We start from the raw sequence: 20,947 nt of genomic DNA, 5'->3' as shown, positions 1-20,947 counted from the left end.
GAACCTTTATGACGAGCAAGCCCGTAGTAGTGGCCCTGGATTTCGATGACAAGAACAAGGCCCTGGCCCTGGTTGACAGGCTGGACCCGGCCCAATGCCGCCTCAAGGTGGGCAAGGAGATGTTTACCCTCTTCGGTCCTGACTTTGTCCGCGAGCTGGTGGCCAAGGGCTTCGATGTCTTCCTGGATCTAAAATTCCACGACATTCCCAACACCGTCGCCAAGGCCGTGGCCGCCGCCGCCGAGCTTGGCGTCTGGATGGTCAATGTCCATGCCAGCGGTGGCAGCCGTATGATGAGTGCCGCCAGGGCGGCCTTGGCTCCCTATGGTGACAAGGCCCCGCTGCTGATCGCCGTGACAGTGCTGACGTCCATGCAGGACGAGGAGCTGGCCGAACTGGGGGTGGAGGCTGAAACGGCACAGCAACAGGTGCTGCGCCTGGCTCGCCTGGCCAGGGAAGCCGGTATGGACGGAGTCGTGTGTTCTGCCCGCGAAGCTAGCCTGCTCAAGACCGAGCTGGGTCAGGATTTCAAGCTGGTGACCCCCGGCATTCGTCCGGCCGGCAGCGACGCAGGCGACCAGCAGCGGATCCTGACACCCGCCGAGGCCATTGCCGCCGGTTCAGATTATCTGGTGATCGGACGTCCCATCACCCAGGCCGCCGAGCCCCTGACGGCCCTGGCCGCCATCAATGACAGCCTGAAAAACTGACTATACTTAAGGCGAGCTTGGGATGTGCTCACAGGGACAAACCTTGGTGAAGGACATACCGATGAAAAGGAACTTTCGTAGTGCGTTTTTAGTGGCCAGCCTCCTGGCCTTGAGTATGGTCCCGGCTATTGGCGCCGAAACCCAGTCAGGCAAATCCGCCATGGCGCAAACGGTGGCCGAGACGGTAAACGTAAATTCTGCTTCGGCAGAGCAAATCGCCCACATTCTCAAGGGCGTCGGAGCGAAAAAGGCAGCGCTCATTGTGGAATACAGAGAGGCCCATGGCCCTTTCAAATCCCTTGACGAGCTCAAGGCAGTGAAAGGCCTTGGAGATAAGCTTCTCAGCGCGAATGCCGATAAAATTCGCTTCAAATAACAAGGGGCCGAAAGGCCCCTTTTCTTTAGCTGCTGCTCAGTTTTGAGCGGCTTTCTTTTTGTTCAAACCATAGGCCACCAGCAGCCAAGGCAGGGTGGACAGGGCCCCAAACAGGTGGGCCTGGGTAGCGACGGGCGCGTTGATGAGGCTGGCGGTCTCGGCCGGTGCCCCGAAGATCTGCTCCCAACTGATCTTGGCGATGACACCCAGTAGGATAAGCCAGCCTGTCTTCTCACCCACCCTGATGTCCTCATAGGCTCCCATCAGGATGAGGCCGTGCAATACCCCGGAAAGCCCGACGTACCAGCGCAGCTCTGGGCAGAAGATCAACAGGCCCAGGCTGGTCATCAGGCCGAGATAAGCCAGGCGCCCCCACCAGGCGGCGAAGCTGTAGTAGCGGCCATGCAGCCAAGCAATCACCAGGGTACCGGCGCTGTTCATGGCCAGGTGCCAAAAATTGGTGTGCATCAGGTGGCCTGTCAGTACCCGCCATAGCTGGCCATCGAGTATCGCCTGGCGGTCATAGATCAGGTATTGGTGCAGGGAAGCGGGCAATAAGGCCAAGAGACCCGCCACCAGGATCAGACTAAAAGCTCCGACCAGATATGGCATCCGACGTTAACTCTTCTTAGAATGGGCCTCCATCCTAAGGGGGAGTCATGGGACGAGCAAGCTGTCCGGACTGCGAACGACTGCGGATCCATTGTATCTGCGCCCTGGTTGGGCCTGTGCCGGCGAAGACGCGGGTGCTGTTGGTGCAGTACCCGGGGGAAGAGCGGCATCCCCTGGGAACAGCCGCCTTGGTGAAGAAGGCCTTGCCCCATAGCCAGTTGCTGAGGACCCAGGCCGTAGAGGCCTTGCCTCTGGAATGGCGGGATGCCGCGCTGCTGTTCCCTGGACCTCAATCAAGCTGCCTCAGCCAAGTACCGGCGCCGCCTCGCCAACTGGTGGTGTTGGATGGCACCTGGCGCAAGGCACTTCGCCTTTATGAGCAGAGCCCCGCCCTCAAGGTTTTGCCCCAAGTGAGCCTGCCGATGGGGGAGGGCAGCCGTTACCTGCTGCGCAAGAGCCGCAAGGACGGCGCCCTCAGTACCGTCGAGGCTGTCTGCCAGGCGCTGGCCCTGTTGGAACCAGGCCTCGATCTCAGTCCCCTTGAGCAGGCCTTTGACGACCTTATCCAGAGAGCCCTGGTCCGTATGCCGGCCGAGGCCAAGCGCCATTATCAATGAAGGACCGATAACAACATGCATCACACCCACATCAAGGTTCGGGGTTATCACCTGGACGTCTACCAACACGTCAACAACGCCCGTTACCTGGAATTTCTCGAAGAAGCCCGTTGGGGCTGGCTGGAAGACTCAGGGGATATGGCCTGGTTCCAGCAGCACCAGATAGCCTTTGTGGTGGTGAACATCAACATCAACTACCGCGCCGCCGCTACCCTGGGGCAGCAACTGCGCATCGACACTTGCCTGGGCAAACTGTCCGAACGCTCCGGGGTCGTCAGCCAGCAGGTGTTCCTGGAAGGGACCGACACCCTGGTGGCCGACGCCGCCATCACCTTTGTCTGCCTTGACCAGAAGACCGGCAAGGCGCTGCCCATGACAGGGGAGCTTGCCGAATTCCTGCAAAAACACCTAGAGCAGGGCTGACGAAAACGTTACAATGCGCGCCGACCCTACAAGAGAGGCCAAGCAACCATGGAATACCATGAGAGCCATGAGCCTTATTACCAGCTCCAGGATGAGGTAGTCAGAGAACTGCCCGTGGAGTTGGAGGAAGATGCTCATCTTTGCTAGAAGCATTACGTGAAACAAAGGCAACCCTCGCGGGTTGCCTTTTTTATTGGCCCCTGTCAGCATCCCTTTGATTGTAAAGAACCGAAGGAGTGCTGCCGTGCGACATTGGCTTTGGCTTGCCCTGATACCGACCCTGGTCTTGGCCAAGGGGGAAATTCGCGAGCCGGAAGCGGCCACGGGCCGCCACCAACAGCAGGCTGTGGTAGGCAACAAGCTGATGATGGCTACCGCCAATCCCCTGGCTTCGCAGGCGGGATTTGCCATTCTCAAGCAAGGTGGCTCGGCCGTGGATGCCATCATCGCCGCCGAAATGGTCTTGAACCTGGTCGAGCCTCAGTCGTCCGGGGTCGGTGGCGGTGCCTTCATGCTGGTCTGGGATGAGAAGGCCAAGACCATCAAGACAATGGATGCCAGGGAAATGGCGCCCAAGGCCGACACCCCCGAGCTGTTCATGGAGAACGGTAAGCCCATGGACTTCTTCAAAGCCCTGGTAGGAGGGCGCTCCGTCGGGGTGCCTGGGGTCGTCAAGGGCTTTTGGGAAGCGCACCAGAAATACGGCAAGCTGCCCTGGGCCAGCCTTTTCCAACCGGCCATCAAGCTGGCAGAAGACGGCTTTATCGTCAGCCCACGCCTGGCCGAGCTGCTGCGCATCGAGATGAACCCGGGCCTGCGCACCTCGCCGACAGCCAAGGACTATTTCTTCCCCGGCGGTCAGGCCCTGAAAGCCGGCCAGCGCCTGAAGAACCCTGCCTTTGCCAAGACCCTCAAAGCCATTGCCAAGGACGGACCCAAAGCCTTCTACGAAGGTGATCTGGCCAAGGCCATAGTGGCTACGGTGCGAGGCCATGCCAGCAACCCGGGGCAGATGGCCTTGGGCGACCTGCGTGACTACAGGCCCATTTGGCGCGGCGTCGTCTGTGGCCCCTACCGCCAATATCAGGTGTGTGGTGCGCCGCCCCCGGCTGGCGGCCTGGTGGTGACTCAACAGCTCGGGATACTCAACAAGCTGCCGCCCATCAGCAACTGGGATCTGGCCGGTGTCCACCGCTTTACCCAGGCTTCCCGCCTGGCCTTTGCCGACCGTAACCGCTACGAAGGTGACCCGGCCTTTGTCCCGGTACCCATGAAGGCCATGCTGGACGACAAGTACCTGACCCGCCGTTCCGGCCTGGTAGGGGATTCTGACAAGTTCGCCCTGCCAGGCGATTTTGGCCCCAGGGCCGATACCAAGAGCCCGGAGCTGCCTTGTACCAGCCACCTGGTGGCCATCGACAAGGACGGCAACGCCGTGTCCATGACCGCCAGCATCGAGATGGGCTTCGGCTCCACCCTGATGGTGGGGGGCTTCCTGCTCAACAACGAGCTTACCGACTTCAACTTCGGTGACAAGGACGCTCAAGGCCGCTGGGTGGCCAACAGGGTCCAAGGGGGCAAGCGTCCCCGCAGCTCCATGTCGCCGACCATGGTGCTCTACAAGGGTGAGCTGCAGGGCATGGTGGGCTCTCCCGGCGGTTCAAGGATCATCAACTACGTCACCAAGACCTTGGTGGGCGTCATTGACGGAGGCCTCGACATCCAGGCTGCCATCGACCTGCCCAACGTCACCAACCGCAACGATTACACTGCCGTGGAAAAGGGCACTGTGGCGGAAGACTGGGTCCAGGGTCTCAAGGCCAGGGGCCATGACGTGCGGGTTATCGACCTGAACTCCGGCCTGCAGGGGATCTGGCGCTTGCCGGATGGCCGCTGGCAGGGCGGGGCGGATCCCCGCCGTGAAGGTAAGGTCCTGGCGCAGTAAGCCACTGGCCGTCATGCCAAAAACAAAAAAGCCGCTCACTGAGCGGCTTTTTTCATGGCTTGGCCTTAGAGCACTTTGACGATGGCGTCGGCCAGGTAATCGGCATTCTGGTGGTTGATACCGGCCAGGTTCATGCGGCTGGAGTCCACCATGTAGACGGAGAACTCTTCCTTGAGGCGGCGCACCTGCTCGGGGCTGATGCCGAGGAAGGAGAACATCCCGTACTGGCGGGTGATGAAGCTGAAGTCCTTCTGGTCCTGACGGGCGTGGAGTTTTTCCACCAGCAGGGCGCGCAGATCGTGGATACGGCCACGCATCTCGGCCAGTTCCTGCTGCCACAGGGCGCTGAGCTCGTTGGAGCCGAGGATGATGTCGATGATGGCGGCGCCGTGGACAGGGGGCATGGAGTAGATGCAGCGGGCCACGTTCTGGATGACGCTGGAGAGGATCTCGGCGCGGGTGCCGTTCTCCGCCACCATGGTCAGGGCGCCGACGCGCTCACGGTACATGCCGAAGTTCTTGGAGCCGGAGGTGGTGAGCAGCAGCTCGGGCAGGGTCTCGGCCAGGTAGCGGGGGCCAAAGGCGTCTTCTTCCAGGCCCACACCGAAGCCCTGATAGGCCATGTCCAGCAGTGGGGTGAAGCCCTTTTCCTTGGCCAGCTCGGCAAAAGCCTTCCATTGCTCCTGGCTGAGATCGGCGCCAGAGGGGTTGTGGCAGCAGGCGTGCAGCAGTACGACATCCCCTTTGGGTATGGCTTTGAGTGCTTCCATCATGCCGGCGAAATCGACACAGGAATTGTCCTTGTCGAAGTAGCGGTAGGACTTGACCACCAGGCCTGCATCTTGGAACAGGGCGGTATGGTTGGCCCAGGTGGGGTTGGTGACCCAGACGGTGGCGCCAGGATGGCAGCGCTTGATGAGCTCGGCTGCCATGCGCAGGGCGCCTGTGCCGCCCGGGGTGGTGACGGTGCACTGGCGGGCCAGCACCGGGTTTTCTGCGCCGAACACCAGCTTGGCAAGTTTGTCGTTGAAACCGGCATCGCCTGCGGAGCTGACATAGGTCTTGGTGGTTTCGGTGTCGATGCGCTGGCGCTGGGCCAGGGCGACCGCCTTCATGATCGGGGTTTCACCGGTCTCGGTCTTGTAGACACCTACACCGAGATCCACTTTGTTGGGGTTGCCGTCTTTCTGGTAGGCAACGGACAGGCCAAGGATGGGATCGGCGGGCAGGGCGTGCAGGCTCTCGAACATGTTCGGATTTCCAAAATTGGGGGTGGGTTCGGACTTCCCTTTAGCCTAAGGCAAATAGGGGGCAAGGTTAAGTGGGTCAGGGGCGCAATTAAGGGTAAAATGCCGCTCCCTAGCGTTTAAGGTTCGTTACAGATGCGTTTGGATAAGTTTATCGCCGACAACTCAGACTACTCCCGTGCCCAGGTAAAAAGGCTGATGCACAAGGAGCTGGTGTCGGTGAACGGGGAAGTGGTCAAGGATCCTGGCTTCAAGGTGACAGAGCAGGATCAGGTACTTCTGGACGGCGAGCCCATGCGCTCCCTGGGCAGCCGCTACCTGATGCTGCACAAGCCCAAGGGCTACGTCTGCTCCACCGACGATCCCGAACACGCCTCGGTACTGTTGCTGCTGGACGACAGGGAGCGCTTCGGCCTGCATATGGCGGGGCGCCTAGATCTCGACACCACAGGTCTGGTGCTGCTGACCGATGACGGCCAGTGGTCCCACCGTGTCACCAGCCCCAAGCATCAGTGCCAGAAACGTTACCGGGTTTGGTTGGACGAGCCCCTGGTGGCCGACGCCGAGGCCCGCTTCCTGGAAGGAGTGCAGCTGCGCGGCGAACGCCACCTCACCAAACCGGCCCAGCTGGAGCGCATCAGCGATACCGAGGTGCTGCTGACCATCAGCGAAGGCAAGTACCACCAGGTCAAGCGGATGTTCGCCGCCCTGGACAACAAGGTGGTAGATCTGCACCGCGAAGCCGTAGGCGCCCTGGAGCTGGATCCGGATCTGGCCGAGGGCGAATACCGTCCCCTCACCCCAGAAGAAGTGGCCAGCCTGGTCTAACGGGCAAACTCAAAGGCCTGGGCCAGCCACTGGCCCAGTTCGTCGTCCAGTTGGCTGACGTCAGTCAGCCGCACCTTGTGGGTGATCCTGTCTTTCCTGGCGAGGCCCCCCGTATCTTCCAGTCGCCTGCCGAAAGGCACAGCAGTGCCCAGAGCCAGCCCCAGGTCGATGGCCGACTGGCTGGCGACTTTGACTTGGGCGAAGAGCTTGTTGTGGTAGGCCGATACCAGGGTCTGGGTGGGGCAGAGCTGGACCTCGTCCGAGATGGATAACAGCAGATCTTCGACGGCGTCATAGAGGGGCCGCAGCGCCGCCATCTTGCCGCTGTACTGGGCGTCCACCCACTTGGGGGCCATCTCCAGGTAATGGTCTTCATCTGCGCTGTAAGGATCCAGGATAAGGCCTACGGTGGCGCCGCCAAGGCCGTACTCGGCCTTCAACCAGGCCTTTGGGTCGTTGGGAGCTTCGGCCGCCACCAGGGCGCGCCAGTCGGTGAGTTCTCGGCCGGTATCGGCGGCCAGGTTCTGGGCCATGGCTTTGGCATGCTTGATAGCGGGGTGGGGCTGGTACATGGGATGATGATTTCAGGTGACCGTCGTTTTAGAATGCCCCGAACTTTTCCTGCGGGCCAGTACCATGCTTAGTTATCGCCACGCCTTCCATGCCGGCAACTACGCCGACGTCCTCAAACACGCCGTCATCACCTTCATCCTCGATTACCTCAAACAGAAGGACAAACCCTTCTATGTTCACGACACCCATGCCGGGGCAGGTCGCTATTTGCTGACCGACGACAAGGCCCAGAAGACGGGGGAATACAAGGAGGGTATCGAGAAGGTGTTGGCCAAAGGGGATGCGCCAGCGGCCCTGCAACCCTACCTGGATCTGGTCAAGGCCATGAACCCGGGCGAACTGCTGCACTACCCGGGTTCCCCCTGGCTGGCCAAGGCCATGCTGCGCGATCAAGACAGGCTTTTCCTCACCGAACTGCACCCGGCCGACTTGGCCCTGCTGCAACAGGCTTTTGGCCGCGACCGCCAGGTGCGCATCGAACAGGCCGACGCCTACGAAACCCTGGTAGCCAAGGTACCACCCAAGGAAAAGCGCGGCCTGGTGATCATGGATCCACCTTATGAGATCAAGGAAGACTACCAGGCGGTGGTGGCGGCCATCAGCGACGCCTACCGGCGCTTTGCCACCGGCACCTACCTGCTCTGGTACCCGGTGGTGGAAAGGGCCAGGGTGGAAGCCATGATGGCCGCCTTCAAGGCGACCGGCATCCGCAAACAGTTGCGCATCGAGCAGGGGATAAGGCCGGACACCGACCAGCATGGCATGACGGCAGCAGGGGTATTGGTGATCAACCCGCCCTGGACCCTCAAGGCGGCAATGGATGACGCCTTACCCTGGCTTGACCAAGTGCTGGCAGGCGGTGCCGGGCAGTACCGTTGCGATTGGCTGGTGGAAGAGTAAGTCAGTAGAGCTGCTCGTCTTCGCCGTCCACCTGGACGGTGAGGACGCCGTCCATATCCTCGGTCACCAGGATATGGATGGGGCTGCAGCAGTTGGCACAATCTTCGACAAAATCCTGGCCAACGTCGCCGGGTTCTATTGTGACGAAGGTGGGGTGCCCGCAGTTGGGGCATTCCACCCGCCAGCTCTTTACGGAATCCATAAGGCCTCCGCCAGGGCGATGATCCCAATTATGGCACCGGCGAAGGGCTTTTACGTTACTTTACGGCTCGGCGTTCATCGCCGTTTAGGCGACCTCCGCATACTTGACCCTGTGTGAAGAAGGAGGAAACCGCCATGAAACGCACTCTCATCTTAAGCCTCGCCATAGCGGGCATGACCCTGGCCCCCCTTGCCGCTAATGCCGACGAGTACGACAGCGGCAAATTTCATCATGACCGCGGCCATGATCGCCAAGATGATCACCACAGCCGGCACTACTACCGCTCCGAGCATCGCGGCTGGGGGCATGGTCATGAGCGCCGGACCGAGCACCGTGGCTGGGAGCATGGCCGCCGCTACCAAGACAACAGGGTGATTGTCGTTGACCGCCGTTACCAGCACAGGGCGCCACAACCCCGGTATCGCTATTACCACAGGGACAACCTGGCCAGGATAGCCACTTTTGCCGTGCTGGCCGGTGTGACCTACGCCATAGTGGATAACGTCTACTACCGGCAAAGAGGGGACGGCTTTGTATACGTCCCCGAGCCGCCTGCCGGGCGTTACCAGGTCATTGAGGGCCGCTGAGGTCGAACCTGAGGCGCCGGCAACGGCGCCTTAACCGCGCTTTTACGTTACTTTACCCTGGTTTGTTCAGTTCCGTTAAAGGGTGCCCTGCATAATGAAAGTGTGCAGAAAAAGAGGAAGCAGCCATGAAAAATGCCCTGATCACCACCCTGACCCTTGCCAGCCTGGCCGCGGCTCCTTTGGCCGCCAGCGCCCATGACAATGGTCGCGGCCACGGTTACGCTCATGGCCACAACGACAAGGTGATAGTGGTCAAATCTGGCTATCACCACCATGGTCCTGCGCCGCGTTATCGCTCCTATCACGGTAATGCCCTGGCAGGGTTAGCGACTTTCGCCATACTGGCCGGCGTGACCTACGCCATAGTGGACAACGCCTACTACCGCCAGCAGGGCAATAACTATGTCTATGTGGATAGGCCTCCGGCTGGCACTTACAGAGTCGTGGACAATGGCAGTGCCGATCTGAGCCCCGGCACTGTGGTGGACACGATAGTGGGCCCCACCTCCAAGGTGGCCTACGAAGGCAGGCTTTACCTGGTTGCCAACGGGATCTGGTACCTGCCGGTAGACGGCGGCCGCCAATACGTGGTCGTCCAGCCTCGCTACTGATGACGATGCAGGTCCAGCAGGCGCTTGGCGCTTTGCTGGGCCTGGGCCAGGTAAGGCCCGCCGAAGAGGTTGGCGTGGTTGAGCAGGTGATAGAGGTTATAGAGTTCCCGCCTGGATTCGTACTGTTCATCCAGGGCTAAGTCGTCGTCATAGGCGGCGTAGAAGTCGGGATCAAAGCGGCCGAACAGCTCTGTCATGGCGAGATCCACCTCCCTGTCCCCGTAGTAGCAAGCCGGATCGAACACCACCGGCTGATCGTCGACAAAACCCACATTGCCTCGCCAGAGATCCCCGTGCAGCAGACTGGGGGAGGGTTGGTGGTGCTTGAGCAGCCGTCCCGCGCAGTCCAGCAAGGCTTCGCTTTCCACCAAGGCCTGGCCCTTTTCTGCCAGCAATTCCAATTGATAGGCCAGGCGCTGTTCGCCGAAGAAGCGGTACCAGTGCTTGTGCCAGGGGTTGGGCTGGGGGTTGTCACCGATGAAGTTGTCTTGGTCGAAGCCATACTTGGCCTGGTCCTGGCGCTGGTGCAAGGCGGCCAAGCCCTCACCGAGGCGTTGCCAGCCGAGGCGGCTGGGCTCTTCCATGTTCAGCCACTCCATGACCAGATAACTGAAGCCCTTGGTCGCACCGACACAGACCACCTCGGGCGTGCGCAGGGGGCCAAAGCGGGACAGCTCGGCCAAGCCGAAGGCCTGTGCCTTCAACAGTTCCTGCAGCTCGGTATCCCCAATCTTGACCAGCAGGCTGAGTTTGCCGTCGCTGAGCCTGTAGATCTGGCGACGGGCGCTTTGCTCCTGGAGGTCACGGTCAAGGATGCGGTAGGGGCGCCCCAGAAAGGCGCCTATCTCATTCTCAAGGGCATGCCACATAGGATCATCTCGCCGGAAGCCGATGTTAACAGCTTAGCGCGGATTTCTGAGCCTGGCGGCGGGCCTCAAGCTGTGAAAGGGACTTCAGCAACGGCAGCAGGCGAGGGCATTGGCCGCCCTTGGCGCTGTGGTGGGTGGGTCTTTGGGTCGAGGTCTTGGCCAGCATGTTCCTTGCCTCCCTGGGCTGTACTGACAGACACAGTCTAGTTGCTCAGCATGACACTAATACGACGGCCTACCTTAATCCAGGTCAAGATTTGACCTCTTCGCTGCGGGTACGGGTGGCAGGAGGTTCGGTAACGAAGGGGTAGCGGCTGTCTTGGTAGCGCAGCCCCTGGATACGATGGCAGAGCCTGCCGAGGGTCTTGGCGGTGGACTTGACGGCTATCTGGTTGACCAGCCAGTGGGGCAGCCAGCCGGCAGGGTCGGCCAGGCCCTGGTAGCGGATCTGCACCAGGCCACCGCCCTGGGGGCTCAGGATCCACTCTCCCTCGACCTTTTCCATGCGCACATAGCCCTTGGTCTTGGGGTAGGCCTGGCCTTGGTCCTCAAGCTTGAGGTGCAAGGTGAAATCGCTGTCCTGGGACCAGCGGGACAGGGTGACCATGTCCCTGTTCCTGGCCGGCCAGGGTAGGTCGAAGCGGCTGTGGATGACGTCTTCCTGGGAGGAGGGCTTGGCCAGGCGCTCGACACCGCTGCTGTAGGCCACCCAGTCGGGCATGGCGGCCATGTCTTCCATGATCGCCACGAAGGCCGAGAGGCGGGTCACCACCTCGCATTGGGCCCTGACCTCCACCAGGCCGGCCTCGGCCTGGCGGGTCCAGAGGCTGACCCCTTTGTCCTGGCTTTGCTGTTCCCAGTCGGCCAAGGCCTGGCCAGAGAGCAGCAACAGCAGGCACAGGGCCTTAGAAGGCCCCAGCAGGACCTGGGAAGACCACAGGGCTTTCGGTGCCGTCCTTGGCGACGGCGGCAACGCCGAAGAAATAATTGTCAATGACCACTCCTTTGAGGCTGAAGTTATCCACCTTGCCCAGATACCGACTGTGTGTCCAGGTGGGCTCCGTGGTCAAGCGCCAATAGATCTTGTAGCCGGCCAACTGCTTGTCCGTACCCAGCTTCCAGCGAAGGTCAGTGTCGGGACTGACGGCGCCCTTGATGTCCACATCCTCCGGCGGCTTGGGTGCCCAGGCCAGGGAAGCCAGGGTGATGGCGTCCAGGGCCGTCACCTTGCGGGCATAGTCGAAATCCACCCCTGCCAGCACGTCACCGTAATGGATGCCGTTCTCCACCCGCACGTCCTGGTGCTGGCGGTTGTAATTCTCGTGGGTCTCCATTAGCCGCACCCCGGGGTAGCCCACTTCGTTGAAGGGCCTGTGGTGGCCACCGCGGCCGAAGCGGTCCAGGCGGTAGACCATCATCACGTCCAGCATTGGCATGTACTGGTGGGCCAGGGCCTTGATGTAACGGCCAAGGTTGCGGGACGGGGAGTCCAGCTCGCCGCCTGTGAAACGGCGCAGCCTGGCCTCTTCGGGTGTCTCCACGGCGCGGGTACCTTCTGAGAAGACCCGCACCGTGTGGTTATCCACTATACCGTCGATGCCGCTGGTGTTGCCTATCATGTCGTTGTTGATAACGGCGTCGATGTTCCAGCCGTGCTTTTTGGCGTAGTCGGCCAGGATCTTACCGCCGAAGAGGCCCTGTTCCTCGGCCGAGAGGGCGGCGAAGACAATGGTACCGGGGTAGTCGTGCTTGGACAGCACCCTGGCTGCTTCCAATGTAGCGGCGACGCCTGAGGCGTTGTCATTGGCGCCGGGAGCGTCTGAGGTGGCGTCCATGACGTCCGTGACCCGCGAATCGATGTCGCCGGTCAGCATGGCGATGCGTTTTTTGTCCTCGCTGCCCCACTTGATGGCGATGACGTTGGTCACCAGGGTCGGATTGGGGATCCGCTCCTCGCCGCTGATGGTGCCGGAGACGGTGGTTACCTCCAGGCAACCACCGCACTGGGCGCTGATGGCCTTGAACTGGCTTTCCACCCATCGGGTGGCGGCGCCGATGCCACGGGTCTCGGACTTCTGGTCGGAAAGGGTATGACGGGTGCCGAAGCTCACCAGCTTGGCGACGTCTGCCTCCATGTTTTTGGCGGAGATGGCCTCCGCTATCTGGTAGAGCTCGGGCTTCTCTGCCGGCGGCACCTGGGCCTGGTTAAAAAAGGGCAGCAGGGCGGCGGCAAGCAGGGTCTTTTTCATCGTCTTTATTCTCCTGTCTTTGGTGCCCTTACCCTAGCAGGCCGGCACAGGGCCGCAGGCCGGGACTGCGCTGTCACGCTCCTAGGGTGCGACCAAAAGGGGCAGGGGAGAAGCGTTGCATGGCGGCCTTTTTCACCGCTATCATTGACGCTCTTTAGGTCAGGGCGGGGATCCCGCTGCCGAGACGCCCTTGGTTTGGGTGGTAAGCAACTGACATTTCAATCTGTTAGCTCTCATGTGGCCCTTGGTACGGGTCACCACTGACAAAGGACATCTCATGCCTGCTATTACCCTGCCAGACGGCTCCGTTCGCCATTTTGACAACCCCGTATCCGTGATGGACGTGGCCCTCGACATAGGCCCCGGCCTGGCCAAGGCCACCATCGCCGGCCGTGTCAACGGCGAGCTGGTGGACGCCTGCGATCTTATCAGCGAAGACGCCAGCCTCTCCATCATCACCGCCAAGAACGACGAAGGCCTGGAGATACTGCGCCACTCCTGCGCCCACTTGCTGGGCCACGCCATCAAGCAGCTCTGGCCCCAGACCAAGATGGCCATAGGCCCGGTGATCGACAACGGCTTCTACTACGACGTGGATCTGGACTTCCCCCTGACCCAGGAGCACCTGGACCAGTTGGAAGCGCGCATGCATGAGCTGGCCGAGAAAGACTACGACGTCATCAAGAAGAAGGTGAGCTGGCAGGAAGCCCGGGATGTCTTTGAATCCCGCGGCGAGAGCTACAAGATGGCTATCCTCGACGAGAACATCAGCCGCGATGACAAGCCTGGCCTCTACCACCACGAAGAATACATCGACATGTGCCGCGGCCCGCACGTGCCGAACATGAAGTTCTGCCACCACTTCAAACTGATGAAAGTGGCCGGCGCCTACTGGCGCGGCGATGCCAAGAACAAGATGCTGCAGCGCATCTACGGCACCGCCTGGGCCGACAAGAAGGCCTTGAACAGCTACCTGGTGCAGCTGGCCGAGGCCGAGAAGCGCGACCACCGCAAGATAGGCAAGCAGCTGGACCTCTTCCATTTCCAGGAAGAAGCCCCGGGCATGGTGTTCTGGCACAACGACGGTTGGATCATCTTCCGCCAGCTCGAGACCTTCATCCGCGAGAAGCTGCGCGAGTACGACTACCAGGAAGTCAAAGGCCCGCTGATGATGGACCGCGTGCTCTGGGAGCGCTCCGGCCACTGGGAAAAGTACGCGGACGCCATGTTCACCACCAGCTCCGAGAACCGCGACTACGCCATCAAGCCCATGAACTGCCCGGGCCACGTGCAGATCTTCAACCAGGGCCTGAAATCCTACCGCGACCTGCCGCTGCGCATGGCCGAGTTCGGCTCTTGCCATCGCAACGAGCCGTCCGGCGCCCTGCACGGCCTGATGCGGGTTCGTGGCTTTACCCAGGATGACGCCCACATCTTCTGTACCGAAGATCAAATACAGGCCGAAGTGGCCAGCTGTATCGACATGGTTTACAGCACCTACGCCACTTTTGGTTTCGAGAACATCAAGGTCAAGCTGTCAACCCGCCCCGAGCAGCGCATCGGCTCCGATGCCATCTGGGACAAGGCCGAGAAGGGCCTGGCCGACGCCTTGGCCGCCAAGGGTATCGAGTTCGATCTGCAGCCCGGTGAGGGCGCCTTCTACGGACCCAAGATTGAATTCACCCTGCACGACTGCCTGGGCCGCGCCTGGCAGTGCGGCACAGTGCAGCTCGACTTCGCCCTGCCGGGCCGCCTGAACGCCAGCTTCGTGGCCGAGGACAACGACCGCAAGGTGCCGGTGATGATCCACCGCGCCATCCTCGGCAGCCTGGAACGTTTCATCGGGATCCTCATCGAAGAGTACGCCGGTTTCTTCCCTGCCTGGCTGGCCCCGACCCAGGCCATGGTGATGAATATCACCGATGCCCAGGCCGATTATGTGCAGGAAGTGGTAAAAACCCTTGAAAGCGCGGGCATTAGAGCCAAGGCCGACTTGAGAAACGAGAAGATAGGCTTTAAAATCCGCGAGCACACCCTTAGGCGTGTCCCTTACCTGCTGGTTGTAGGTGACAAGGAAAGAGAGAGCGGCGAAGTCGCTGTCCGTACGCGCAAGGGGCAAGACCTCGGCACCTTCAAGCTGTCCGACATCATCGGCAAGCTCAAAGGCGAAATCGATAGCCGAGCCCAACAAACCGTGGAGGAATAACTATTAAAGGCGGAAGACGAGGCCCTCTGGTCCAGCAGAAACCGAAACACCGTATCAATGATCTGATCCGCATTCCTGAAGTGCGCCTTATCGGCGCCGAAGGCGAGCAGCTCGGCGTTGTTCAAATTCAGGAAGCCCTGCAGAAGGCAGAAGAGGCTCAGTTGGACCTGGTGGAAATCAGCCCCAACGCCGAGCCGCCGGTCTGCCAGATCATGGACTACGGCAAGTTCCTCTACGAAAAGCAAAAAAGCGCAAAAGAACAAAAGAAAAAGCAGAAACAGATCCAGGTGAAGGAAATCAAGTTCCGCCCTGGCACGGATGAAGGCGACTATCAGGTAAAACTGCGCAACCTGATTCGCTTTCTGGAAGACGGTGACAAGGCCAAGATCACGCTGCGGTTCCGCGGCCGTGAGATGGCTCACCAAGAGCTCGGTCGCGACCTTCTGGAACGCATCAAGGCCGATCTCGAAGAACTGTCTGTTGTCGAGTCCTTCCCCAAATTGGAAGGCCGCCAGATGGTGATGGTGCTGGCACCCAAAAAGAAATAACCAGGCGCCCACAAGAAGTGGGCCGCTTCGGCCCGCTCGCCCTGGTTGTTGTTTATTAACAATGCGGAGTTATTCGTAATGTCAAAAATGAAGACCCATCGTGGCGCTGCCAAGCGGTTCAAAAAAACTGCTTCTGGTGGCTACAAGTTCAAGCAGTCTCACCTGCGCCACATCCTGACCAAGAAATCCTCCAAGCGTAAGCGTCAGCTGCGCGACACCCACATGGTTGCTGCAGCGGACAAGCCGCTGGTCGACCGTATGCTGCCTAACCTGTAATTGAGGGGGATTTCAAATGCCAAGAGTTAAACGTGGTGTAACTGCTCGCGCTCGTCACAAGAAGGTCATGAAGGCCGCCAAGGGTTACTACGGTGCCCGCAGCCGCGTCTATCGCGTTGCCTTCCAGGCCGTGATCAAGGCCGGTCAATATGCTTACCGTGACCGTCGTGCCAAGAAGCGTCAGTTCCGTCAACTGTGGATCGCCCGTATCAACGCGGCTGCCCGTCAGAACGGCCTGTCCTACAGCCGTTTCATCAACGGTCTGAAGAAAGCTTCCGTGGAAATCGATCGTAAGATCCTGTCTGACATCGCTGTTCACGACAAAGCCGCCTTCACTGTCCTGGTTGAAAAAGCCAAGTCAGCCCTGTAAGACGGAGGGGGGCGCTTGCCCCCCTTTTTTGCTTGGATGAGAAACATGCAACTGAACCGGTTTTTCTTTAGCTTCTTCTTTACTTCCTGACAGTCAGGAGGCCTTCCCTTGGTGAAGAAGAAGCTAAAGGAAACCCAAGGCCTCCCGGACGGGAGGCTTTTTTGTTTGTGATACGAGGACGCCATGCAACATCTTGACGAGATCGTCAGCCAGGCCAAGGCCGCCATAGAGGCGGCCGCGGACATGGCGGCACTGGACGCCATCCGGGTCGATTACCTGGGCAAGAAGGGTCTGTTGACCCTGCAGATGCAATCCTTGCGGGATCTCAGCCCCGAGGAACGCCCCAAGGCGGGCGCCGTCATCAACGAGGCCAAAGAAGCGGTGCAGACCGCCCTGAACGCCAAGAAAGACGCCATGACGGAGGCCGAACTCAACGCCAAGCTGGCCGCCGAGCAGATTGATGTGACCCTGCCGGGCCGCCGCCAGGCCCTCGGCGGCCTGCACCCCGTGACCCGCACCATAGAGCGCATAGAGGCGTTCTTCAGCGAGCTGGGCTTTGCCGTCAAGGAAGGCCCGGAAGTGGAAGACGCCTTCCACAACTTCGATGCCCTGAACATCCCGGCCCATCACCCGGCCCGGGCGGATCACGACACCTTCTACTTCACTCCCGACCTGCTGCTGCGCACCCAGACTTCCGGCGTGCAGATCCGCACCATGGAAGTGGAGAAGCCGCCGCTGCGCATCATCTCCCCTGGCCGCGTCTATCGTAACGACTACGACCAGACCCATACCCCCATGTTCCACCAGGTGGAAGGTCTGCTGGTGGACGAGAACATCTCCTTCGCCGAGCTCAAGGGCATACTCCACGACTTCCTGTTGAACTTCTTCGAAGAGGAACTGGAAGTGCGTTTCCGCCCCAGCTTCTTCCCCTTCACCGAGCCCTCCGCCGAGGTGGACGTCAAGGGTAAGGACGGCAAGTGGCTGGAAATATTGGGCTGCGGCATGGTGCACCCCAATGTGCTCAAGTCTGTGGGCATAGACCCGGAGAAATACACCGGCTTCGCCTTCGGCATGGGCGTGGAGCGCATGGCCATGCGCCGCTACGGCGTCAACGACCTGCGTGCGTTTTTTGAGAACGACGTGCGTTTCCTCAAGCAGTTCAACTAAGGCAGGGAGTCCGATTATGAAATTTTCCGAAAGCTGGTTGCGCCAGTGGGTCAACCCCGCCATCGACACCCAGACCCTGTCCGAACAGCTATCCATGGCCGGCCTGGAAGTGGACGGCATCGAACCTGTTGCCGGTAGCTTCCACACCGTCGTCGTCGGTGAAGTGGTGGAATGCGCCCAGCACCCGGACGCCGACAAGCTGAGGGTGACCAAGGTCAACGTCGGCGAAGCCGAACTGCTGGACATCGTCTGCGGCGCCCCTAACTGCCGCCAGGGCTTGAAAGTGGCCGTGGCCAAGGTCGGTGCCGTGCTGCCCGGCGACTTCACCATCAAGAAGGCGAAGCTGCGCGGCCAGCCCTCCCACGGCATGCTCTGCTCCTTCTCCGAGCTGGGTATCGATATCGAAGCGGACGGCATCATTGAACTGGCCGCTGACGCCCCCGTAGGCACCGATGTCCGCGACTACCTGGAGCTCAACGACAGCACCATCGAAGTGGATCTCACCCCCAACCGCGCCGACTGCCTCGGCATCCTGGGCCTGGCCCGGGAAGTGGGGGTGCTGAACAACCTGGACGTCACCGAAGTCGCCGAGACGGTCGTTGCTCCCAGCATCGATGCCCAGCGCGCCATAAGCCTCCAAAACCCCGAGGCCTGCCCCCGTTATCTGGGCCGGGTCATCAAGGGGGTGGACGTCAGCCGCCCCAGCCCGCTGTGGCTGACCGAGCGCTTGCGTAAGAGCGGCGTACGCAGCATCGACGCCGTAGTGGACGTCACCAACTATGTGCTGCTCGAGCTGGGCCACCCGCTGCACGCCTTCGATCTGGCCAAGCTGGATGGCGATATCCAGGTGCGCCTGGCCAAGGCCGGCGAGAAGCTGACCTTGCTGGACGAGTCCGAGGTGGAGCTCAAGGACAACACCCTGGTCATCGCCGATGCCAACAAGGCCCTGGCCATGGCCGGTATCTTCGGCGGCCTGCACTCCGGCGTCACCGCTGCCTGCCAGGACATCTTCCTGGAAGCGGCCTTCTTCGCCCCCACCGCCATCGCCGGTCGTGCCCGCCAGTACGGCCTGCACACCGATGCCTCCCACCGCTACGAGCGGGGCGTGGATCCCAAGCTGACCCGCCGCGCCATGGAGCGCGCCACCGAGCTGTTGCTGGCCATCGTCGGCGGTGAAGCCGGCCCCGTGGTGGAAGCCGTCAGCCCCGAGCACCTGCCGGTGCACGGCGAGATAGTGCTGCGCAAGGCGCGCCTGGCCAGGGTGCTGGGCGCCGAGATAGCGGACGAGAAAGTCACCGAGATCCTCGCCCGCCTGGGCACGGCCCCCCGTTTCGACGGCAGCGCCTGGACAGTCACAGCCCCCAGCTACCGCTTCGATATCGCCATCGAGGAAGATCTCATCGAAGAAGTGGCGCGGGTCTATGGCTACAACAGCATTCCCAACAAGGCGCCCCTGGGCCATCTGGCCATGAACCACCACCGCGAGGCCGAGCTCAGCCTCAAGCGGGTGCGTTCCCTGCTGGTGGATCTGGGCTACCAGGAAGCCATCACCTACAGCTTCGTCGACCCCAAGGTCCAGCAGGTGCTGTTCCCGGCCGAGGACGTGATGGTGCTGCCGCACCCCATCTCGGTCGAGATGTCGGCCATGCGCGTCTCCCTCTGGCCCGGCCTGCTGCAGGGCGTGCTGCACAACCAGAACCGCCAGCAGGGCAGGGTGCGCTTCTTCGAGAGCGGCCTGCGCTTCATCACCCGCGGCGGCGAGCTCAAGCAGCAGAAGATGCTGGCCGGCGTCATCACCGGTTCCGCCCATGGCGAGCATTGGACTCTGGAGCAGCGCACCAGCGATTTCTTCGACCTCAAGGGCGACCTCGAGCAGCTGCTGGCCCTGACCGGGGCGCTGGGCGAGTTCCGCTTCGAGCGCAGCGATCTCGGTGCCCTGCACCCAGGCCAGAGCGCCAGGATCCTGCGCGGCGACCAGGTAGTGGGCCACTTCGGCATGCTGCACCCGGCAGCCGCCAAGGCTCTTGGTCTGAAGTCCCAACCCTTGGTCTTTGAATTGCAATGGGAAATGCTCGGCGACCGCCGGATCCCCGAAGCCAAAGCCGTTTCCCGCTTCCCCGCCAACCGCCGCGACCTGGCGTTGGTGGTGAAAAACGAGGTGGCTGCCGGTGATATTCTCGAGGCAGTGCAAAAAATTGGCGGAAATCAGGTAGTTGACGTAAACTTGTTTGACCTGTACTGCGGTAAGGGCGTCGCCGAAGGCCACAAGAGCCTCGCCGTCAGCCTGACGCTTCAGGACACGGCGCGGACGCTGGAAGACAGTGAGATCGCTGAAGTGGTCAACAAGGTGGTCGACGCGCTGAAGAGCCAGTTCAATGCATCCTTGAGGGAGTGATCTATGGCGCTGACCAAGGCAGAGATGGCCGAGCACCTCTTTACCAAACTGGGGATCAACAAACGGGTTGCCAAGGAGCTGGTGGAATCCTTTTTTGAGGAGATCCGGCAGGCGCTGGAAAACGGCGAGCAGGTCAAGCTCTCCGGCTTCGGCAACTTCGAGCTCAGGGACAAGAACCAACGTCCCGGCCGTAACCCGAAAACCGGTGAGGACATTCCCATTTCTGCCCGGCGCGTTGTCACTTTCAGGCCCGGCCAGAAGCTGAAGAGCCGAGTGGAAGAGGTCTGAGTCTCAGACGCGAAAAAGGGAGCCCAAGGGCTCCCTTTTTTATTGCCTGAAAGCTGCCGTGGCTGGCCTAGTCACCTGCCGGCCAGCCGTCCGGCACCAGGAAATGGCGCCGCCACTGGCCGCCTTCCTGGCGCACTATCATCACGGGTCCTCGCTCGCTGCCTAGGGGCTCCAGGTTGGCTTCGTCCAGCTTTGCCAACCATTGCCAGCGGGGCAGGGCGTACCAGTCGCCTTTTGGCAGGGCGCTGGCGTGGAACCAAAGGCCCTGGCCGTGGCCGGCGGCGAGGTAAGGATGCCGAGGCCCTTGCCCAAACAACAGGCCCCGGCTCAGCAGCCGGCTGCGTTTTATCCGCCAGCCCTTTTCTGCCAACCAAGGCTCTGCTGCCGGTTTGGTCAGCAGCGGCAGCTGGTGCTGGCGCAGATGCTCGGCCTTGTCTTCCAGCCAATCCTGCCGCCCCGGTCCCAGCCAGCCCTCCGGCAACCCCAGGTAGAACTTCACCGTCAGCTCCCAATGTTCGATGTCGCCGCTGTGGCAATCTTCAACGATGAGGTCCGGTGCCCCCAAGGTGAGGCCGCCGCTGCGAATGGGCAGATCCCGTGCCAATAGCCGGTAACGGGAATTGTGCTCGATGAGATGGGCCACCAGCAGTTCGAAGCGTTGGCCAAGGCGCCGGCACTGACCGAGGCGAAGGCCAAGGCCCGCCAGGTCGCTGCTATCCACCAGGGGCAATTCTGGCTCTGGGCCGAGGTCGAGCAGAGGAGGGCTGTTCGCCACCCAATCGAGCATGGCCAGGCATTGGGAGGAGCTGAAGAAGGTCAAGGTCGCTCCTTGGTGGGCTGCATCGTCTAAGGAGCATGATGCCACCACTGTGTATCGGGGCCCAAACCAGGCAGGGGTTAATGCCCCCCAAAAAAATATCGCTGCCGGTGATCCGGATGAAAACCTCT

Annotated in this window: 24 protein-coding genes and 1 other annotated feature; of the genes, 16 read left to right on the top strand and 8 right to left on the bottom strand. The window is 61.1% G+C overall.

The window, feature by feature from the left end; translation table 11 throughout:
- Positions 1-8: 8 nt before the first annotated feature.
- Together pyrF and PVT67_RS09675 are read left to right on the top strand one after the other, a co-directional pair.
- Positions 9-710 (top strand): orotidine-5'-phosphate decarboxylase, encoded by a 702-nt coding sequence (pyrF, locus tag PVT67_RS09680; protein ID WP_301493270.1) that lies wholly within the window; start codon positions 9-11, stop codon positions 708-710.
- 61 nt (positions 711-771) lie between these two features.
- Positions 772-1,086: a ComEA family DNA-binding protein gene (locus tag PVT67_RS09675; protein WP_301493269.1), complete on the top strand. Its 315-nt coding sequence runs from the start codon at positions 772-774 to the stop codon at positions 1,084-1,086.
- 36 nt (positions 1,087-1,122) lie between these two features.
- Here PVT67_RS09675 and rrtA read toward each other — a convergent pair whose 3' ends face one another.
- On the bottom strand, positions 1,123-1,698 hold the full coding sequence (gene rrtA, locus PVT67_RS09670; RefSeq protein WP_301493266.1) for a rhombosortase: 576 nt from the start codon (positions 1,696-1,698) through the stop codon (positions 1,123-1,125).
- A gap of 47 nt (positions 1,699-1,745) precedes the next feature.
- On the opposite strand from rrtA, the gene PVT67_RS09665 reads away from it, so the two are divergent.
- The 3 genes from PVT67_RS09665 (at position 1,746) to ggt (ending at position 4,683) form a co-directional block, all read left to right on the top strand.
- Positions 1,746-2,315: a tRNA-uridine aminocarboxypropyltransferase gene (locus PVT67_RS09665; protein ID WP_301493265.1), complete on the top strand. Its 570-nt coding sequence runs from the start codon at positions 1,746-1,748 to the stop codon at positions 2,313-2,315.
- A gap of 15 nt (positions 2,316-2,330) precedes the next feature.
- Positions 2,331-2,738, top strand: a complete 408-nt coding sequence (locus PVT67_RS09660) for an acyl-CoA thioesterase (RefSeq protein WP_301493263.1) — start codon at positions 2,331-2,333, stop codon at positions 2,736-2,738.
- Between the two features lie 244 nt (positions 2,739-2,982).
- Entirely contained in the window at positions 2,983-4,683 is a 1,701-nt protein-coding gene (gene ggt, locus PVT67_RS09655; protein ID WP_301493261.1) for a gamma-glutamyltransferase, read from the top strand.
- Between the two features lie 65 nt (positions 4,684-4,748).
- Here ggt and PVT67_RS09650 read toward each other — a convergent pair whose 3' ends face one another.
- Complete coding sequence (locus tag PVT67_RS09650; RefSeq protein WP_301493258.1) at positions 4,749-5,933, bottom strand: amino acid aminotransferase; 1,185 nt, start codon at positions 5,931-5,933, stop codon at positions 4,749-4,751.
- 132 nt (positions 5,934-6,065) lie between these two features.
- Between PVT67_RS09650 and rsuA the strand changes: the two genes are divergently transcribed.
- Complete coding sequence (gene rsuA / locus PVT67_RS09645) at positions 6,066-6,758, top strand: 16S rRNA pseudouridine(516) synthase RsuA (RefSeq protein ID WP_301493256.1); 693 nt, start codon at positions 6,066-6,068, stop codon at positions 6,756-6,758.
- On the opposite strand, the gene PVT67_RS09640 is transcribed toward rsuA, so the two are convergent.
- The gene (locus tag PVT67_RS09640; protein ID WP_301493255.1) at positions 6,755-7,330 is read right to left on the bottom strand and encodes a DUF5655 domain-containing protein; all 576 of its coding nucleotides are present in this window, start codon (positions 7,328-7,330) and stop codon (positions 6,755-6,757) included. The genes rsuA and PVT67_RS09640 overlap by 4 nt on opposite strands.
- A gap of 64 nt (positions 7,331-7,394) precedes the next feature.
- Between PVT67_RS09640 and PVT67_RS09635 the strand changes: the two genes are divergently transcribed.
- A complete protein-coding gene (locus PVT67_RS09635; protein ID WP_301493253.1) occupies positions 7,395-8,231 on the top strand; it encodes a 23S rRNA (adenine(2030)-N(6))-methyltransferase RlmJ in 837 nt (278 codons plus the stop codon).
- Between the two features lies 1 nt (position 8,232).
- Here PVT67_RS09635 and PVT67_RS09630 read toward each other — a convergent pair whose 3' ends face one another.
- Positions 8,233-8,433: a zinc ribbon domain-containing protein gene (locus PVT67_RS09630; RefSeq protein ID WP_301493252.1), complete on the bottom strand. Its 201-nt coding sequence runs from the start codon at positions 8,431-8,433 to the stop codon at positions 8,233-8,235.
- Positions 8,434-8,567: 134 nt separating this feature from the next.
- Here PVT67_RS09630 and PVT67_RS09625 point away from each other — a divergent pair, with 134 nt between their 5' ends.
- Entirely contained in the window at positions 8,568-9,020 is a 453-nt protein-coding gene (locus PVT67_RS09625) for a hypothetical protein (RefSeq protein WP_301499738.1), read from the top strand.
- A 125-nt stretch (positions 9,021-9,145) separates the two neighbouring features.
- Positions 9,146-9,631: a hypothetical protein gene (locus PVT67_RS09620; RefSeq protein ID WP_301493251.1), complete on the top strand. Its 486-nt coding sequence runs from the start codon at positions 9,146-9,148 to the stop codon at positions 9,629-9,631.
- On the opposite strand, the gene PVT67_RS09615 is transcribed toward PVT67_RS09620, so the two are convergent.
- The 3 genes from PVT67_RS09615 to PVT67_RS09605 form a co-directional block, all read right to left on the bottom strand.
- Entirely contained in the window at positions 9,625-10,500 is an 876-nt protein-coding gene (locus PVT67_RS09615; RefSeq protein WP_301493250.1) for a fructosamine kinase family protein, read from the bottom strand. The two genes, PVT67_RS09620 and PVT67_RS09615, sit on opposite strands and share 7 nt — an antisense overlap.
- A 250-nt stretch (positions 10,501-10,750) precedes the next feature.
- A complete protein-coding gene (locus PVT67_RS09610) occupies positions 10,751-11,494 on the bottom strand; it encodes an START domain-containing protein (protein WP_301493249.1) in 744 nt (247 codons plus the stop codon).
- On the bottom strand, positions 11,406-12,749 hold the full coding sequence (locus PVT67_RS09605; RefSeq protein WP_301493248.1) for a M20/M25/M40 family metallo-hydrolase: 1,344 nt from the start codon (positions 12,747-12,749) through the stop codon (positions 11,406-11,408). Before PVT67_RS09605 ends, PVT67_RS09610 begins: the two co-directional genes overlap by 89 nt.
- Positions 12,750-13,026: 277 nt before the next feature.
- On the opposite strand from PVT67_RS09605, the gene thrS reads away from it, so the two are divergent.
- The 7 genes from thrS (at position 13,027) to ihfA (ending at position 19,999) form a co-directional block, all read left to right on the top strand.
- The gene (gene thrS, locus PVT67_RS09600; protein ID WP_301493247.1) at positions 13,027-14,955 is read left to right on the top strand and encodes a threonine--tRNA ligase; all 1,929 of its coding nucleotides are present in this window, start codon (positions 13,027-13,029) and stop codon (positions 14,953-14,955) included.
- Between the two features lie 2 nt (positions 14,956-14,957).
- Positions 14,958-15,503, top strand: a complete 546-nt coding sequence (infC, locus tag PVT67_RS09595) for a translation initiation factor IF-3 (RefSeq protein WP_301499682.1) — start codon at positions 14,958-14,960, stop codon at positions 15,501-15,503.
- Positions 15,504-15,581: 78 nt separating this feature from the next.
- On the top strand, positions 15,582-15,779 hold the full coding sequence (gene rpmI, locus PVT67_RS09590; RefSeq protein WP_301493246.1) for a 50S ribosomal protein L35: 198 nt from the start codon (positions 15,582-15,584) through the stop codon (positions 15,777-15,779).
- A 16-nt stretch (positions 15,780-15,795) separates the two neighbouring features.
- A complete protein-coding gene (gene rplT, locus PVT67_RS09585; RefSeq protein ID WP_301493245.1) occupies positions 15,796-16,149 on the top strand; it encodes a 50S ribosomal protein L20 in 354 nt (117 codons plus the stop codon).
- A 44-nt stretch (positions 16,150-16,193) separates the two neighbouring features.
- Positions 16,194-16,315 (top strand) — a sequence feature (Phe leader region).
- 17 nt (positions 16,316-16,332) lie between these two features.
- Positions 16,333-17,316, top strand: a complete 984-nt coding sequence (pheS, locus tag PVT67_RS09580; protein ID WP_301493244.1) for a phenylalanine--tRNA ligase subunit alpha — start codon at positions 16,333-16,335, stop codon at positions 17,314-17,316.
- Between the two features lie 16 nt (positions 17,317-17,332).
- Positions 17,333-19,711, top strand: coding sequence for a phenylalanine--tRNA ligase subunit beta (pheT, locus tag PVT67_RS09575; protein ID WP_301493242.1), 2,379 nt, complete (start codon positions 17,333-17,335; stop codon positions 19,709-19,711).
- Positions 19,712-19,714: 3 nt separating this feature from the next.
- Entirely contained in the window at positions 19,715-19,999 is a 285-nt protein-coding gene (gene ihfA, locus PVT67_RS09570) for an integration host factor subunit alpha (RefSeq protein ID WP_301493240.1), read from the top strand.
- 67 nt (positions 20,000-20,066) lie between these two features.
- Here ihfA and PVT67_RS09565 read toward each other — a convergent pair whose 3' ends face one another.
- Positions 20,067-20,819 (bottom strand): DUF1853 family protein, encoded by a 753-nt coding sequence (locus tag PVT67_RS09565; protein ID WP_301493239.1) that lies wholly within the window; start codon positions 20,817-20,819, stop codon positions 20,067-20,069.
- Positions 20,820-20,947: the final 128 nt, after the last annotated feature.

This window comes from Gallaecimonas kandeliae, assembly GCF_030450055.1.
Lineage (GTDB): Bacteria > Pseudomonadota > Gammaproteobacteria > Enterobacterales > Gallaecimonadaceae > Gallaecimonas > Gallaecimonas kandeliae.
Note: the sequence above shows the minus strand (reverse complement) of the source record. Positions and strands in the feature narration are given on the sequence as shown.